The sequence below is a fragment of the Streptomyces sp. OfavH-34-F genome (assembly GCF_022347745.1).
In the GTDB taxonomy this organism is placed as follows: Bacteria; Actinomycetota; Actinomycetes; order Streptomycetales; family Streptomycetaceae; genus Streptomyces.
In genome coordinates this window covers 17,177-33,974 of sequence record NZ_JAKRGC010000020.1, presented here as the reverse complement: position 1 = coordinate 33,974, position 16,798 = coordinate 17,177, and the positions used below count along the sequence as shown (strand labels likewise).

The window sequence follows — 16,798 nt, the reverse complement described above, 5'->3', positions numbered from 1 at the left end:
CGCGACGCGGGCAGGCCGGGGTCGCGGCGGTGGCACGATGCCAGTGCGGTGGTACGCGGGAGGGCGGCCCGGTCACCAGACCCGAAGGCCCGTGCAGCCCCCCTTCGCGCCACCGCCGCGGCCCCTGTTGTCCTCCCTTCCCCCCGAACGAGGGCGTGGAGTACGGCGGGGGGCTACGCCTCCGAGTCGCGCCCGCCAGCCCGTGTGGCTCGCCACAGCCCTCCACCGGCGCAACTCGTGACGCTTGCCCGGATCACGTCGGCGCTGGTGTGCAGAGCCCCTCTCAGTCGGTCTTCCAGGTCCTCCGGCAAGGCCCGTGCGCCGAGGGCGCAAGCACGCACCAACGCGCGGCAGTCCTCCAGCTGCCGGTCAGTGGCCAACGCCGTGAACAAGGGGTGTGCCAGGTTCTCGCGAGCCGCGTAGCCGTCCTGAGCACTCATCGCCCTGCGGTGGAGGTGTTCAACGGTGCGGTGTGCAGCATGCGTTTCGGCATATCCGATCGTGTCCATGACCGTGAGCCCGAGGCGGGTGTCGAAGACGGTCATGCCGGGCTCGGGATTCCGGCCGAGGCAGACGCTCACCAAGTCCGCAGCACCGACCGGCTGCCCGGCATCGCGGTGGCACAGAACGGTCAGACAGGCCGTGACGGCTTGCTCCCAGGGTTCGCCGGGCATCGTGTCGGCGAGGAGGAGGGCTGCCCGCGCGGTGTCACCCGTGGTCAGGGCGGCGAGCACGGCGACCTGCCGACCGTCGAGCATCCGTCTTCCGATGCCGTGGTGGGCCTCGATATGTGCCAGCGCCTCCGCCCACCGCCCTTCCACGGTGAGGGTGCGCGTGCCGTCCGCCAGAAGTACGCGCCACAGCCACGCGCGTACTTCCTCTCGCTCTTCACCGGTCGCCGTGAGGTTCGGGGGTACTGGGATGCCTTCGAAACGGGCGCCCGCACCGCCCCGGACGGCCTCGTACAAGTCGAGCAGTCGCCGCCGCCCCTCGTCCGCGCGGCCTGCCCGGATCTGGAGGCGGGCCAGGTTGACGACCGGCTCCAGCCCCCGAATCGCGGCCGCGCCGGGGAGAGGGCAGGCGTGGAGGTAGGCGGCGGCGTGCCAGTGACACAACTCGCGGGCGAGATCGGGAAGGCCGACGTCGGAGGCGAGAAGCGCGGCCTGGTTGAAGGCAGCCGATGCGAGCCCCTGGTCGTTCTTGCTCACCGCGCTCCGGGCCAGGTCGACCAGGCTGGTCACGCGCTCGGGCAGTGGCAGGCAGGCGGGCCGGAATCGGGCGACGAGTGGGAAACGCCGGGCGAGGCGTCCGTGCGGGTCCATGAATACCCCCGTATGTGTGCGAGCCAGGAGGGACGACGGAGCCCGCCGGGCGCCGTCGTCTCCTCGTGGTGGGTCACCGCCAGTCGACGACGATGCGGTTCAGCGGCGTACCGAGGACGAAGAGGCCGGGGCCCGGCTCGATGTCCGGCGCGTCGAGCGGCTGGATCTCGAACGTGGCCTCGCGGTCGCGGTAGTGGCGATCCCAGGTACGGATGGCGTCCGCCACCCTCGCGACCAGCTCACCGCTGCCGGGACCGTGCCCGATGACACCGAACTCCCAGAGCTTGCCGCCCTCGGGCGTCTTGTCCTGCGACAGGCGCCGGGCAAGGTAGGCGACAGCCCCCTTCTCGACGGCCGCGGTGGACGAGGGATAGGGGTCCTCGGTCAGCAGGGTGCCCTTGGCACTCCGGGGGAACAGCATCCGAACCAGCCCGGAAGGCAAGGAGCAGGTGACGAACAGCTCCATCCACTCCGGCGACTCCATGGCGCGTACCGTCATACCGGTCCATTCCTCGGTACGCGGCCGGTCCAGCACACCGGCGAGGGCGTCGGCGTCGATGTCGAGAGCTGCGGGGGCCTGGAGCCGCACGGACCCGTCCGCGCTGAGCGGGATCACCCGACGGTCATCGTCGGCGATGCCCCGCCGCAGCGGCATGAAGGTGTTCATCTCGCTGCCGAGGGACACCCACCGACCGTCCCGCTGCTCGTAGGCGATGGACCGGGCAACGGTGCCCTTGAGCCGCTGCGGGACGAGAAGTCGGCCCTCGGGAGCGAGCTGCGACAACCAGGCATGCGGTACACCGTGCGCGCCGACGGTGGCGACGATCCGGTCGTACGGGGCTCCCTCGACGTACCCCAGAGCACCGTCACGCGTGACGGCCTCGACGTTCCCGATACCGGCAGCGGCAAGGTGGGCGCGAGCCCCCTCCACCAGGTCCTCGTCGACATCAAGGGTGGTCACATGCCCGTACTCGCCGACCAGGTGGGCGAGCAAACCGGCGTTGTAGCCGGTTCCCGCGCCCAGTTCGAGGATGCGCTCACCGGGTTGGACATCGAGCTGATCAAGCATGAGAGCGACGACACCTGGCTGCGAGGCACAGGAGAGGGACGTGCCGTCTGCGTCGTACTTGATGTGCACGGGTGCGTTGGCGTACGCGTCCTCCAGCGTCGCATCGGGTACGAACACGTGGCGGGGAACGTTACGCAACGCCGCCTCGGTAGCGGGCTTCCGAGCATGCCCGTCCGCTTGGAGCCGGTCGACCAGAACGTTCCGAAGGCGGTCGGCGATCCCCGTCGAAGTGGTGCTCGTGTCGGTATTCACCACGCCGACGCTAGCGATGTCGGCCGCAGTCTCAGCGCGAAACTCGGTGTGGTCACTCGTTCCCATGATTACCTCTCGTGCGATGTGGGACAGGGCGCTCTGATCGTCCCGAAGGAGACCGGCGCGGTTGGCGTGGAAAATCACGTGATGGGTGATGACGGCACGCAGGCCACGGCTGAGGACGCCCCGGTTGGCGAGGCCGGCAAGCCTGGCCCCGGCCCGTTCGAAGGCGGTCACCCACTCCTGGTGCTCGTACAGCGGACCGCGCAGGCGGCAGAGGCTGTGCGCGTCGACGGTCATGAGCTTTCGCATGGCCGGGGTCAGCGCTGCGACTCGTCCGGATGGTGGTGGCTCGGCGGCCGGGCGCAGAGCCGTGACCCTTGCCCATACGTCACCCTGCTCGAACCAGTCGAGACCAGCACCGCGCATCATCACACTCGCCAGCAGGACGGCAGTCTCCCGGCGCCCCAGGTGCCTGGGGCCCGGCTGATAGCCGATCAGATGACGCGAGTCGATGTGGAACAGATCGTGGGCGGCGTCCATGGCCTCGGTCCCGCCGAATGCTTCGGTCTCGGGCTCGTATGCGCAGGGCACGCACGACACGGCCACCCCGTTGCCGACGAGCTCGCTCAGAAGTGCCTCGACTGTCGGCGCGGGCTCGTCGGCGACGTAGCGCAGCGGCCAAGGCTGCTTGTTCATGAACCACCAGCCGGTGAGCTGGTCATTGGACTCGGCCTGGGCCAGCACAGGGCCCATACGTTGGGCGATGGTGCGCCGGGCGATCTCGCGATCGGCCCAGGTGATGTTGTGCTGTTGCCAGCGGTCGGAAGGCATCGGGGCCTTTCGGTCGGTGAGATCAAGAGGTGAGCAGGCATGCATCCCAGGCAGAGCGGGGTGGTGTGGCCAATCCGTGCGCGAGGAGGACCAGTGCCGTGCCGGCCGCGCCGTCCAGCAGGCCGTCTCCCCCGTCTCCCCGCTTGAGTGCCATGGCGATGTCGTGGAAGTGGGTGCCCGAAGGGACGGCGGCGGCCAGGAGGGCAGGAATCGCCGCGCGCAGTTTTTCGGCAGTCACGGGGTGGGCGTCGACGGCCGTGCGCGCGGCTGTGTGCGCGAGACCGGCGAAGCCGTGGCAGAGGCCGTGGTCCGTCGTGGCATTCAGTTGCTCAGGGTCGGTGAGGGCGGCCACGAGCGCGTTCTCCGCATCCAGACGGCGGGCCGTATCGCCGAGGGCCAACGCGGCGAGTTGCTGGGCGCGGGCAAGTCCGGCAGTGCCGTAGCACCAAGAGGGCCGACTGGGCATTGAAGTCTCGAGACGCTCACTGCGCAGCTCGCTCCGAGTGACCCAGTATGGCCAGGAGGGTTGGCCGTCGGTCCGCCGTGCCCAGCGGTCCAGCCAGGCCAGAATGGTGCGTAGAGCCGCGTGATGCCCGCCGGTGATGTGGCCACTGCGAGCGGCGAGGGCCAGCAGCGCGAGCACGCCGCCGATGCCGTGTGCCATGCCGGTGTTGGCGTGTCCGCCGAGGAACCGGTGGTCCAAGGTGCCCGACGGCCCTGTCTCGGTCCACCAGCCGGGGAGGGGCTCACCCTGGTGGGTGACGGGTTCGGTGAGGCGCACGCAGTAGTCGAGAACAGCACGCATCGTGGAGCCGCCGGGATCACGGCGCAGAAGGTAGGCCCCGTACCCGGTGATACCCCGGATGGCGTCGAACTCGGCGAGCTGGGGCAGACGTCCGGCGTCGAGACGGCGGTGTGCGGCGTCGAGACGGCGTTGGGTATCGACGGCGATCCGCTTGTCCACCACGTCGAGGGCGCGCTGGTAGGAGCTGGGTAGCTGGTCTGCGGCGCAGGCCAGGGCATGGGCGAAGGCAGGTAGACCGTAGAACGGGTGGCTGTCCGGACCGCTTGTGAGCGGCTGACGGGAGGCCGCGGCCAGCCAATCGTGGGCGCGCCGCCACGGCCCGAGGCCGTTCGCGGCCAACTCGATGTGCAAGAGGGCGATTCCGGGCGGTCCGTACGCAAGGTGCTGCCGCCCGCAGGATTGTGTGCCGCAGACGCGTGGCGCGGAGCCGGGGTCGGCGAGCCGGGTGGCGACGGCGTCGACCAGCCCGAGCGCGGGGTGGGCTGTCACTGTGCCCTCCTCTGGGTGCGAGCGGTCCAGGCCAGGGCCGCTGCGCGCGCCAAGTAGAGGCACACCTCTTCCTCGGGAAAGTTCACCGCGATGTGGCGGACGAAGTGAACGTGCAGAAGCGAGGTCAGGACGTCGTCCGGGGCGACGCCCTGAGTGTCCGGGCCGGGCAGATGCAATCGGTACCTGGCAAGCGCCGCATCCCGGTCGGCCCATCCCGACACGATGTCCGCTCCGCCCGGAACACTGCGCAGAGCAGCCCAGGCATCCGACGGGTCGGCGAGCCGTACGGCGTCGGCGAATTGAGGGCGTGGTACGAGAGCGGGCGCGTGCGGAGAGATGTGGTCGATCAGCCACCGCATTCCGGCCGCGGTACCGCCGAGGAAGGCGGAAGCGATGGCGATGATGTGCGCCACCATCAGTGTGCGTGGTCCTGGACGCCGAGGCTGACTGAGCTGGGCCAGGACGGCGCGCGAGTCCGCCCGGAAGACCTCTTCGGCCGCCTCCCATGCGGCGCCTGCGCCCCAGCGGCCCATCTCCCGGTATGAGGTGGGATAGCGCAGGTCGGCCAGCAGGCCGTTGCCGCGTAGCTCGTCGGCCCAGGCACTGACTGCTCGGGCCGTATCGGCAAATGCTTCCGGGCCGGAAAGAGCGATGCGCACCCGGAGGTGTGGGTCAGGGTCCCGAAAGCGGATGAACCACCACGGCGGGTTTCCGAGCTGTTCGAGGAGACCGGACACATGCCGGGAGAGAAGGATGTCCTGACGGCGGGGGTCACCGTAGAGCGACGCCAGAAGCACCGGGGAAGAGCCGGGTGTCTGCATTTGGTCCGCAGCCAGCATGCGGGCTCGGCCGGGGGCTGGAAGGGGCGGCCATGACGACGGTCCGGTGGTTCTGAGCGGCACCACGACCTCGTGGGCTCGACCACCGCACCAGCCGTACGCGGCCGGCTCGGGCGCCTCGACCAGTACGGCAAAGCGCGTACGTTCCAGGTGTCTGCGCAGCAGCGCACGATGTCCGACCTCGCCGAGATCGAGGAACAGTCGCCGGTCATCCTCTGCGAGATGTACGCGGCGCGGCAGCCTTCGCCGAGCCTGCCAGTTCCTCAGCGCGGCGTCCCACTCGGCCCGAGAGTGGGCACGACCCGGCAGTTCGGACGCCTCCAGCCGCCAACGGGCTTGGGCCAGCACGGTCCGGCCGTACCGCACGCGTGGCAGAAAAGGCATGGCCGTTGCGGCTCCCCAGTCAAAGGTGGTGACTTGCGCGCACTGGGCGCGGGCCAGTTCGGTGAGGAACCGCGCCAGAGGCGGGGTGTGGGTGCGGAGGTTCAGCGCGTGCATCCCGATGGCCTCGACACGGTGACCACGCTCGGGAACGGCGAGGTACATACGGCGGCCGTCGCAGCCCACCGCCAAGTCCTCCGGGGTAAGGACGGCATCCTGCGGGGTGCGGTGTTCCTGGAGACTGATCACTGTGGGCAGGATTTGCGGGGCACGGGTGACGTGGGCAGTTGAGGGCAGCAGGGGCGGGAAGGACAGCTGCGCGGGCACGGTGTTTCCGTCGGCGGCCGGAAGATCGGCGAGTTCGGCAGCCAGGGCCTGTCGGTGGGCGGGGTCCAGCACTGCGAGGAATCTGCCTGTGGAGACGCCGGCACCGCGGGACACGCTCAAGACTTCCAACCGGAACCGCCCGCGCTGCAGTTCCTCCAGGCCGGAAGCGTGTACCCGCAATCCCACCTCCAGGTGTGGTGGCAGGCGAGGCTTGTCAGGCCCCACGTCCAGGTTCTGGATTTGTTCCTCTGTGAGAATCACTTCGTCAAGGCCGTCGAGTGCGGAAGTTTGGGCAAGCCGTACGAGAGCGTCGTCCCGAGGGGAGACGCGGGGCCTGTGTGCACCGGCCGGAGCACCCGCGTAGCCATCGGGGTAGCCGATGCCGCTGTCCGCGATGACCTCGGTGAGCGGCACCATCGTGCCGATCCCGTACCGCTCGTAGAACCGCTGGTGGTAAGCGCTCCAAGCGGCGGTTCCGTACGGGCGGGTACTCAACCGGGTCAGAACGAGAGCAGCCCTCTCGATCTCGCGGGCGACCGCTTCCGGAAGAGTGACGTGTGCGTTCAGGCGGAGGTCGAGCGCGACGGGATGGCTGCTTATGCCGGGAACGAGGTCGCGCATCCGCGCCGCGACGCTGTTCCGGTCCCCGGCCGTGGCGCCCTTCCCCAGGTCGGCCCGGATCGTGCGCGCTTCTCGAACGGTCGCCGCCACGGGGGCGAGGTCGCCTGCCTCCACCGCGTCAAGCCTGTCCACCAGATGTGCGAGGGCGTCGGTCTCGGTGCTCGGAGCGTGAAGGTTCGTGATCAGCACCCCTGTTCGAATCAGCTTCGTCAACAGTTCGCGGGCCTTGCCGGGGCCGGCATCGGGGAAATCCGCCCGGACCTTGTCCACGAGGCTGCCGAACCGGATGGGCAGTCGGGTCTCGGCAAGGACCAAGCGCACTGGTGCGGTCAAGGCAAGGGAAGTCTCGACCGCGTGAGCCCGATCGTCCTGAACGTCGGACTGGAACGGCACGACGAGCCGATCCCCCCGGCACGTCGCGGTGTTGTTGGCAACCACCGACAGGCGTTCGAGGAGTTCCGGGCATGATTCGAGCTGTGCGACGAGTGCGGCCACCCACTCCGCTCCTGCACGGCCAACGGGCTGATGCTCCTCACCCCAGTCCGCCCGCGCCTGGGGGCCGAACTCCGCAGCGGCCACTCCGGCGAACAGGCCGAAGGGTGTCGCCCGGTGCTGGGCACGCAGTAGGTAGCGGGCGACGGACAACGCAGCGCGCCGCACATCGCGGTGGGCGGGACGAGCGACGGTGCACAAGGCTTCCACTTGAGCGGCCAGGGCCGGGCTGGAGTATCGAAGTGCTTCCGCGATGTCCTCGTCCGCCCAGACCGTACGCAACCACGCCACGCGGGCGGATGAGCCACCGGGCGACGGGTCATCGAGGTCAGGGCATGAAGGAATCGGCAAGGAGGGCCGGGCCACGGCCCGCACGAGGGCGGTGGCCCCGGCGCGGAACGCCGCGAACGCTACAACCACCAAGTACCTCCGTAGTAAGGGAGTGAAGGTGTGGTGCCGCCGGGTCTCCGCACGACGGCACCACACCGGATCGACCAGGCTTCCGGTCAGGCGACGTTGGTGGTGCAGGCACCGCAGGTGGACCCGCAGTTGTCATCGGTCAGGTTGACGAGGCCCGCCGGGTCGGCGATCTCGACGAGGGATACGTCCAGGTCGAAGCCGTCCGAAACCTCACAGGTCTGTGGGCGTACCTCGGTGCGGCCGGAAACTACGGTGTTGCGCGTCATGCTGCGCTCCCTTTTCATCGTTGGTTGTTGTTGCTGAGCTGGGCTGGTATGCCCGTCAGGGACTGCCAGAAGGACGACGTAGGACGGCTGAGCCCTCCGTTTTGCCTCCTGGCTGCCCGGCGCGAGCGTGCGAATCCGGCAGAGACAGCCCTGACGGATCGCTTGTCCACACCGGGAAGTTGAATATGGTGGGGCCGATCGAGCAGGGCCGGTGCACCGGCCAGACTCGAAAGGTTGTGAGGGCGCCGTATCCGGGCTAGCTGGGCCGGATACGGCCGGTCGGTGCTGCGTTCCGGTGAAGCGCGTCGGCGAGGTGTAGCGCGTCCTCCGCGTGCAGGTAGTCGAAGCGGAGGCGGTTGCCGCCGTGCCGTTCCCGGCACCGACCGCAGACGGGCACCGACTCCACGAGCTGTGCCCGGCCGGTAGCGGCAACCGCCTGCTCCATCTCCCGGGCGAACCGCTCGTGGTCGTGCCAGTCCGCGAGGTCCAGGCCGCGCAGGACCGACTCGTCGCCCCCGAGGCCGCGGTAGAGGAGCGTGGCCGCGTCCGGATCGAACGTGCCGATGTCGATGACGGCGCGACTTCCGATGGTCTGGATGTCCACGTGCCGCTCGACGCCGGTGGCGGCAAGGACTCGATGCAACCGCAGCGCCGCGTTCTGCACCTCCGTGAGACGGGCCTCCAACAGTCGTCCCAAGCCTCGGACTTCCTCCTCCGAGGGCAGGGCGAGAACCAGCTCGCCGCCGGGGCCGGCAGAGTGGTCTTCGAGGCGTGCCACCGCGGCGGTGATCCCCTCGGCAAGCAAATGGGCTCGTACATCTCCGCACGTCCAGGGGTGGGCGGCCGAGGAAGCCAGGCGCAGGCGGCAGCCACCCGCCGCAGGGCCCTCCTCCAGCTCGAAGCCGAGACCGGTGTACTCCAGCACGCGCTTCAGCTCGCGTGCGGTGGCCACTGCGGTCGTCAGCGAGTTCGTCATCGAACAGTCCTCGTCAGGTAGGTCGTGCACCTGCTTGTGGTGCACAGGTGTGTGGCGTGCGTGTGTGGCGGTCGGCGACTCAGGAGGGTCTACGCGGGGGCGCGGTTGTTGCCCAGGCAGCCGGCCGACGCGGTCAGAGTTCTCGGATGCCGACGAGTACGCGGCCGATCAGGTTCGGTTCCACGCGTGCGTCCTCGAACATCTGGCAGCCGTCCGTTGCCGGCTGGCCCGACGACGACGTCATAGCGTCGTGGTCCTCACCCGGACCTGTGGAAGCGAGCGCGATCTCGGCCCACACCACTTTCCCCGTTGCGCTACGCGCCGGGTAGTATCCCCAGGCTCGGCTCAGCGCCGCAACGATGAAGATCCCCCGCCCGCCCGTCGCGTCGACGCCGACCTCCTTCAGAACGGGCGGCCTGACATCGCGGTCCCACACCGACAACCGGATGGCGCCGGGCACGGCCTCCAGCGCCAGTTCGAAGGTGCGCACGTCGCTCTGTGACGAGTACGGCGGCGCCGGCTCCTCACCGTCCTCCGAGTGCCGCACGGCATTGGTCGCCAGCTCCGACACCAGAAGCCGCGCCGTCTCGACGACCTCGGCAGCCACTCCCCAGCCCGCGAGAACATCGGCGGCGTGCAACCGCGCCAGAGCGACGGCATTGGGCGTATCCGCCAACACGAGCCGACTCCTCCGGGACTGTTCATGGTGCATGACAGGTCTCCTGATGTGAGCGATGAATTCGAGGGCAATACGAACCGCTACCAGCCACTCGCGGAAGGTGACTCATCCAGGTAACTCCCCTCCCCTGCTGGCCGGTTAGGGCGTTCGGCTGCATGCCGAGGGGGCTCGCCTAGGGTGTTTTGACCCGCGTTTTACCTGGTCGGCGGATAGCTCGCGGGCTACCGTGCCCGCATGGACGCGATCCGCAACACCGTCCTCGAGGCGTGGATGAACGAGCACGGCTACAGCTCCAACAGCCTGGCCGATGCCGTGAACGGGGCCGTCGCAGACCTGACCGGGCGCATAGGAGGGCTCGACGGTTCATCGGTACGGGCATGGAAGGCGGGCAGGGTCACCTGGCCGAAATCGGCGACCCGTAAGGCACTTGAGGCCGTCACCGGATTACCCCCCGTCGCTTTAGGGTTCGTGCCACGAGGCCGGTCGTCGTCCCTCAGCCCAGCACCACCGCAACAGAAGGAACCCGACATGAAGCGCCGCACCCTCGTCGGCGGCATCGCCGCGGCCGCTGCCGCAGCCGCCGCACCCGGCACCGCTTCACCGCGACGTATCGGCATGAGCGACGTCAACCGGCTGAACAAGCGCTTCGCCGAGATCATCGCCAACGACCACCGCCACGGCGGGCAGCTCCGCATCGAGGAACAGGCCGCCGCGCTGGCCGAGGAAGCACTCAACCTCCAGAACGCGGGCAGCGCGACGCAGCGAGTACGCAACAGCCTGTACGCCTCCGGAGCCGCATTTCGCTCTTCCGCGATGTGGGCGGCTATCGACGGCCGTCGCTATGACGTCGCGAAGGCACACATGCGCGAGGCCCAGGCCCTGGCCGAGATGTCGGGAGACCAGGCGATCAAGTTCCGCATCTGGAGCCACGCCGGCACGATGTACCGCCACATGGGCCGTCCCGCCGACGCGATCGCCGCCAACGACGTCGCACGCAACCTGCACATCACGCGCCGAGATCCGCTCTTCGCGTCCCTGGGCCTGGCCCGCCAGGGAGCCATTCACGGCACGGCCCAGAACCGGACCGAGACCCGTCGCGCGTTCGAGCATGCGCAGGACGCCATGTTGCGTGCCGACCCCGCTGACAGCCGACCCGTCTGGTTGCTTGCCTTCTACGATCAGGCCGAACTGGACTCCCTGGCCCTCTCCGCGTACCTGGCGCTCGGCGAGTATCCGACCGCCGAGTACCACGCCCACCGTTGCTTAGCCTCGCGTCGGCCCCACATGGTCAGGTCTCGTGCCATCACCACGACGCGTCTCGCCCACGCCCTTCTCGCGCAGGGGGCGGCCGACGCAGCGACAGCCACCGCCATGAAGGTCCCCGCAGACGCCGCCACCCGGCACGCCCGTGTATCGCGCATGCTCCAGGAATTCGGTGCTGCCCTCCGCGCCACCGCGCCGCACAGCACCGCTGTCCAAAACTGGACCGACCACACCACCACCTGGAGGACAGCCGCATGACCACAGCACCCACCGCCGAGTTGCGTATCTTCAGTACCTTGGAACCCATCCGAGGCGACCTCCTCGATGTGTACGCCGAGGTGCGTGCCCCGCTGCTGCATCTGCCGAACTACGCGGTCACCGCATTCGGTGAACGAATCGACCGGCATTCCACCGAACCGGGCTTCACAGCCGTCCTCGCATACGCGGACGGCCAACCGGTCGGCTATGCGTACAGCAACACCATTGAGCACGGCGACCGCTACTGGCAGCGCACCAGCCCCGCCCCGGCGAAGCAATACACCGAGCGTCCCGCGAGGGCACTCAAGGAGATCGGTGTCCGCCCTGCCTGGCGCAAGACCGGCACCGCCCGCCGCATCCACGACGCCCTTCTCTCCACCGGCGACGAACCGTACGCCACGCTCATGGTCAATGCGGCCGCAGGCGACGGAAAGGTCCACGCGCTCTACACGTCATGGGGCTACGAGAACATCGGCCGAAGCAGGCCGTCCCCGGCCTCCCCGGTCCTCACCGTGATGGTCCGTAGGACTCCTGGACCGGGACACGCACACCACAAAAGTTGAGTCCCGCAGCGAAAAGTCCCGGAGACGCCCATGACTCGCCCGTACGTCCTGCTGTCAGCGGCCGTGTCGATCGACGGCTACCTCGACACCCGTCCGGGCGAGGAACGGCTCATGCTGTCCAGCAAAGCGGACTTCGACCGGGTCGACTCCGTACGCGCGGGCGTCGACGCCGTCCTCGTCGGCGCCGGGACACTGCGCGCCGACAACCCGCGTCTGCTGGTCAACTCGGCTCAGCGCAGGGCGGCACGACTGGCTTCCGGTCGGTCGGAGTACCCGCTGAAGGTCACCGTCACCGCCACGGGCGACCTGGACCCGGACTGGAAGTTCTGGCATCACGGCGGGGACAAGCTGGTCCTGGCGGCCGGCGAAGGGGCCACCAGCAGGGCCCGGGCCAACCTCGGGGACCTGGCTACGGTCCACACCGTCCCCACCGGGACCGTGTGGCCAGCGGCCCTCGACGTCCTGGGCGACGTGTATCGGGTCCAGCGGCTCATGGTGGAAGGCGGGGGCACCGTCCACACCCAACTCCTCTCGGCGGGGCTGGCCGACGAACTGCAACTCGTGGTCGCCCCGCTGCTCGTCGGCCAGCCGGACGCAGTACGCATGCTCGGCCCAGCCGCCTACCCGGGCGGCCCCGCCGCGCGCCTGCGGCTGCTGGAGACGCGCCAGATCGATGACGTGGTACTCCTGAGGTACGCACCCAAGGACACCTCGACGGAGCCACGATGAGTACTGCCCCCTCACCCAACGCTCCGGGCACGGGACGCGAGCCGAACGCCGCCGACGGCAAGTGGCTCGCCCGCGCCTGCGAACTGGCCGCCCTGTGTCCGCCCTCGGAATCCGCGTTCAGTGTGGGCGCGGTGATCGTCGCCGCAGACGGAACCGAACTCTCCTGCGGCTACTCCCGGCAAGCCGACCCACACGACCACGCCGAAGAAGCGGCCCTGGCCAAACTCACGCCCCAGGACCCCCGCCTCACCACGGCCACGATCTACAGCTCCCTGGAACCCTGCGCCGAACGAGCCTCACGCCCGCGCCCATGTGCCCAGCTCATCGCGGAATCCGGGCTACGACGTGTAGTCACGGCCTGGACCGAGCCGGACACGTTCGTCGCCGACGCGCACGGTACGCGGCAACTTGAAGCCGCCGGTGTCTCAGTCGTGACGATGCCCGCATACGCTAGGGCCGCGCAGGCACCCAATGGGCACCTGTTGTGAGAACGCGGCGCCGGATGCCTTCGCGGGGCACGGCCCGCCGTGTGTCAGAGTTCTCGGCCCACGCCTGCCGGTTGGCCGATGCGGGCTGAGGGCGGGAGGTTCTGATGGCGGCCGGAAGCACGCTGCGGGCGTGGGGGCGCCTCCTCAGTGGCTTGATGGTGGTTTTGGCCACTCTGACGGCGTGTGACCCCTATCAGTACTACGAGGGAACAGGCATCCACGACACCACGGCGGCCGAAGTCGCTGGAGGATGGGAGAACGTCGAGGGAACCCGCGTGCTGCTCCGGAAGGACGGGACCACTCTTTTCGAAAAGCTCGACGGGCAGGACTTCGACTTCGAGGACGGCTGGCGCCTCTCCGGTGAGGGGACCTGGCAACTGACGGACGACGACGGCGGGCAGGTCGTCCGCCTGGCGCTGACAGAACGGACCCGAGTGGAGAGCCGTTCCCCCTCGCCGGCCACCGACACCACTGCACCCGAAGCCCCGTCGACGTACGCATGGTCCTTTTACGTGGACCGCGATCAGAACGACGCATTGAAGCTGTTCTTCTTCTACGGCGATCCTGACGCCGGGAACACCTACGTCATGACGCGCGAGGCAGGGTCATAGCCCTTCGCTGATCGCTGCGACCAGCGCAGTCGCCTCGTACCCGACCGCCGGCTTGCAGGAGGACCCGGATGTGACGGGACGGGCTGTCGAGTGGTTACCACTCGGATGCGGGGTCGGCGCTTCGACACCGCGCTGACCGCCTTGCTGCGTGAAGGAGAACGGTATGGAGAAGTCGTCCGAGCAGGAGTTGCGCGACGCGCTCACCGAAAGCCTCATCGAGCTGGGAGCCGCCCGCAGCCCTCGTGTGATCGCTGCGTTCCGCAACGTACTCCGTCACCTGGCCACCCCTCACGCGGACCTCGCCTCGACGTATGACGCCGAGGTCGCGACGAGCACGGGGGGAGACCGCGCACGCATCGAGGTCCACCCGGCGGGCACGCCGGACGACCGTCTTCCCGCCGGCGGCCGGCGTATCGAGCGGCGGCACTCACGGATCTCGATCACCTGGCCCTAGCCACCCACCACCGCCGAACGCCTTCGCGGTCGAGCCCCACCCTTCTATACATTGCATGTATAGCGCGAGTGTATAGTCACCGTCATGACCTCCCCGTCCTCCACGCCTCTGGCGACCCCGGCCCCAGTCCTCCGGCAGCCCGCCGCCGGTCGGGACCGCGCGATGCTCACGATGGGCCTGTGCGCCGTCACCGGTATCGGCTTCGGTGTCCTGACGAACCTGCTCCAGGGGTGGCTTCCCTGGCCCTGGAGCCAGTTGGCGAATTCCGGCGGGGTGTGGTCGGTGTTGGCCTTCGCCACCGGCGCGTTCCTCGCGCCGCGCGTCGGCGATGTCCGCCGCATCGCCGTGGCCGGTGCGCTCGCGGAGATCGGGCTCGTCGTCGGCTACTACGGCTACGCCGAGCTGGGCCGCGGCGGCATGGGGAGCCTCGTCTTCCCTCTGGTGTGGCTGGTCATGGCCTGCGTCTCCGGCCCGCTCTTCGGCACGGCCGGTGCCTGGGCGCGGCGCAGTCCCCTGCTGTGGCGGCGCGTCGGGTCGCTGGGCGCGGTCGGCGGCCTCTTCGGGAGCGAGGGCCTGCACTCCTGGCTGATCCTCGGGTACGCCGACCAGGCCGGCGCCTGCGCCGTGGCCGCCTGTGCGCTGCCGCTCGCGCTGGCCCGGACCTGGCGCGAACGCGGCCTGGGCCTCGCGGTGATGGTCGTCGCTTCTCCGGTGGCCTACGCGGCCGTGTACGGGGTGCTGGACCGGATCTCCGGCTGAGGGCCGAGGGCACCCACGGATCTCCGCAGGTGCCCTTCCCCGGGCCGCAGGCCCTACGGCGTCACGCCCCCACGTACGGGCGGATCGCCGTCGGGGCGTGGGCCGGGTCCGTCGCCAGGTCCTCGAACTCGTTGACCGAGGCGATGTCCGTACCGCTCATCGCGATGTTCGTGACGCGCTCCAGGATGGCCTCGACCACCACCGGGACGCGGTGTTCCGCCGCCAGCTTCTTGGCCTCCTCGAAGGCCGGGAGCAGGGCGTCCGGGTCGGTGACGCGGATGGCCTTGCAGCCCAGGCCCTCGACGACCTTGACGTGGTCAACCCCGTAGACGCCCAGCTCCGGGGAGTTGAGGTTGTCGAACTCCAGGTTGACCTGGAAGTCGATGTCGAAGTTGCGCTGGGCCTGGCGGATCAGGCCGAGGTACGCGTTGTTGACCAGGACGTGCACGTACGGGATGCGGTGCTGGGCGCCCACCGCCAGCTCCTCCAGCATGAACTGGAAGTCGTAGTCACCGGACAGCGCGACCACCGAGCCCTCCGGGTCGGCCGTGGCGACGCCGAGCGCGGCCGGGATGGTCCAGCCGAGGGGGCCGGCCTGGCCGCAGTTGATCCAGTGGCGCGGGCGGTACACGTGGAGCATCTGGGCGCCCGCGATCTGGGAGAGGCCGATCGTGGTCACGTAGCGGGTCTCGGGGCCGAACGCCCGGTTCATCTCCTCGTACACGCGCTGCGGCTTCAGCGGGACGTCGTCGAAGTGCGTACGCCGCTGGAGGGTGGCCCGGCGTTGCTGGGTGGAGGCGGCCCAGGCCGAGCGGTCCTTCAGCCGGCCGGACGCCTCGCGTTCCCGGGCGATCGCGACGAACTGCTCCAGCGCCGCCTTCGCGTCGGAGACGATGCCGAGGTCGGGTGCGAAGATCTTGCCGATCTGGGTGGGCTCGATGTCCACATGGACGAAGGTGCGGCCCTCGGTGTACACGTCCAGTTTGCCGGTGTGGCGGTTGGCCCAGCGGTTGCCGATGCCGAGGACGAAGTCGGACTCCAGGAAGGTGGCGTTGCCGTAGCGGTGCGAGGTCTGGAGGCCGACCATGCCGGCGTTCAGCTCGTGGTCGTCGGGGAGGGAGCCCCAGCCCATCAGGGTGGGGACGACCGGGACGCCGGTCAGTTCGGCGAACTCGACGAGGAGGTCCGCCGCGTCGGCGTTGATGACGCCCCCGCCGGCGACGATCAGCGGGCGCTCGGAGGCGTCGAGCATGTCGAGGGCGCGTTCGATCTGGCGGCGGCTCGCGGCGGGCTTGTGCACCGGCAGCGGCTCGTACAGCTCGGGGTCGAACTCGATCTCGGTGAGCTGGACGTCGATCGGGAGGTCGATGAGGACCGGGCCCGGGCGGCCGGTGCGCATCAGGTGGAACGCCTGCTGGAAGACGCCGGGGACCTGGGCGGCCTCCAGGACGGTGGTGGCGGCCTTGGTGACCGGGGCGGCGATCGAGGCGATGTCGACGGCCTGGAAGTCCTCCTTGTGCAGGACGGCGGTCGGGGCCTGACCGGTGATGCACAGGATCGGGATGGAGTCGGCGATCGCCGAGTAGAGGCCGGTGATCATGTCGGTGCCGGCCGGTCCGGACGTGCCGATGCAGACGCCGATGTTGCCGGGGCGGGCGCGGGTGTAGCCCTCCGCCATGTGGGAGGCGCCCTCGACGTGGCGGGCGAGCGTGTGGCGGACGCCGCCGGCGGCCTTGAGGGCCGCGTAGAAGGGGTTGATCGCGGCGCCCGGCACACCGAACGCGTTGCCGACGCCTTCGCGCTTGAGGATCTCGACTGCCGCGCGGGCAGCGGTCATACGAGGCATTGAGTGCTCCTGCTCGTCCCTGGGTGGAGTCGGGCTCTGTCGCGCCACCTGAGAG

At 69.4% G+C, this 16,798-nt stretch carries 13 protein-coding genes and 1 pseudogene; 6 read left to right on the top strand and 8 right to left on the bottom strand.

The genetic code is table 11. The annotated features are described in order from the left end of the window. Positions 1–173: 173 nt before the first annotated feature. The 7 genes from MHW47_RS06425 to MHW47_RS06395 form a co-directional block, all read right to left on the bottom strand. The gene (locus MHW47_RS06425; RefSeq protein WP_239221657.1) at positions 174–1,322 is read right to left on the bottom strand and encodes a hypothetical protein; all 1,149 of its coding nucleotides are present in this window, start codon (positions 1,320–1,322) and stop codon (positions 174–176) included. A gap of 73 nt (positions 1,323–1,395) precedes the next feature. Continuing rightward, positions 1,396–3,477: a methyltransferase, FxLD system gene (gene fxlM / locus MHW47_RS06420; RefSeq protein WP_239221656.1), complete on the bottom strand. Its 2,082-nt coding sequence runs from the start codon at positions 3,475–3,477 to the stop codon at positions 1,396–1,398. 22 nt (positions 3,478–3,499) lie between these two features. Continuing rightward, on the bottom strand, positions 3,500–4,771 hold the full coding sequence (locus MHW47_RS06415) for a lanthionine synthetase C family protein (protein WP_239221655.1): 1,272 nt from the start codon (positions 4,769–4,771) through the stop codon (positions 3,500–3,502). Next, entirely contained in the window at positions 4,768–7,722 is a 2,955-nt protein-coding gene (locus tag MHW47_RS06410) for a lantibiotic dehydratase (protein ID WP_239221671.1), read from the bottom strand. Before MHW47_RS06410 ends, MHW47_RS06415 begins: the two co-directional genes overlap by 4 nt. A 215-nt stretch (positions 7,723–7,937) precedes the next feature. Then, on the bottom strand, positions 7,938–8,117 hold the full coding sequence (locus tag MHW47_RS06405; RefSeq protein WP_239221654.1) for an FxLD family lanthipeptide: 180 nt from the start codon (positions 8,115–8,117) through the stop codon (positions 7,938–7,940). Positions 8,118–8,373: 256 nt separating this feature from the next. Beyond that, the gene (locus MHW47_RS06400; RefSeq protein ID WP_239221653.1) at positions 8,374–9,093 is read right to left on the bottom strand and encodes a hypothetical protein; all 720 of its coding nucleotides are present in this window, start codon (positions 9,091–9,093) and stop codon (positions 8,374–8,376) included. Between the two features lie 133 nt (positions 9,094–9,226). Beyond that, positions 9,227–9,805 (bottom strand): ATP-binding protein, encoded by a 579-nt coding sequence (locus MHW47_RS06395; RefSeq protein ID WP_239221652.1) that lies wholly within the window; start codon positions 9,803–9,805, stop codon positions 9,227–9,229. A 201-nt stretch (positions 9,806–10,006) separates the two neighbouring features. On the opposite strand from MHW47_RS06395, the gene MHW47_RS06390 reads away from it, so the two are divergent. From MHW47_RS06390 to MHW47_RS06365, 6 genes and pseudogenes are all read left to right on the top strand, one after another. Then, on the top strand, positions 10,007–11,293 hold the full coding sequence (locus tag MHW47_RS06390) for an XRE family transcriptional regulator (protein ID WP_239221651.1): 1,287 nt from the start codon (positions 10,007–10,009) through the stop codon (positions 11,291–11,293). Further along, a complete protein-coding gene (locus tag MHW47_RS06385) occupies positions 11,290–11,856 on the top strand; it encodes a GNAT family N-acetyltransferase (RefSeq protein ID WP_239221650.1) in 567 nt (188 codons plus the stop codon). The genes MHW47_RS06390 and MHW47_RS06385 overlap by 4 nt, the downstream gene beginning before the upstream one ends. Positions 11,857–11,886: 30 nt before the next feature. After that, positions 11,887–13,073 (top strand): annotated as a pseudogene (locus tag MHW47_RS06380) (dihydrofolate reductase family protein). A 104-nt stretch (positions 13,074–13,177) separates the two neighbouring features. Continuing rightward, the gene (locus MHW47_RS06375; protein ID WP_239221649.1) at positions 13,178–13,684 is read left to right on the top strand and encodes a hypothetical protein; all 507 of its coding nucleotides are present in this window, start codon (positions 13,178–13,180) and stop codon (positions 13,682–13,684) included. A gap of 163 nt (positions 13,685–13,847) precedes the next feature. Beyond that, on the top strand, positions 13,848–14,138 hold the full coding sequence (locus MHW47_RS06370; RefSeq protein WP_239221648.1) for a hypothetical protein: 291 nt from the start codon (positions 13,848–13,850) through the stop codon (positions 14,136–14,138). An 84-nt stretch (positions 14,139–14,222) separates the two neighbouring features. Next, positions 14,223–14,897 carry a DUF6518 family protein gene (locus MHW47_RS06365; protein WP_239221647.1) on the top strand — a complete coding sequence of 225 codons (675 nt, stop codon included), beginning with the start codon at positions 14,223–14,225 and terminating at the stop codon, positions 14,895–14,897. 61 nt (positions 14,898–14,958) lie between these two features. Here the strand turns inward: MHW47_RS06365 and gcl are convergent, their stop codons facing one another. Next, on the bottom strand, positions 14,959–16,743 hold the full coding sequence (gene gcl, locus MHW47_RS06360; protein WP_239221646.1) for a glyoxylate carboligase: 1,785 nt from the start codon (positions 16,741–16,743) through the stop codon (positions 14,959–14,961). Between the last annotated feature and the right edge of the window lie 55 nt (positions 16,744–16,798).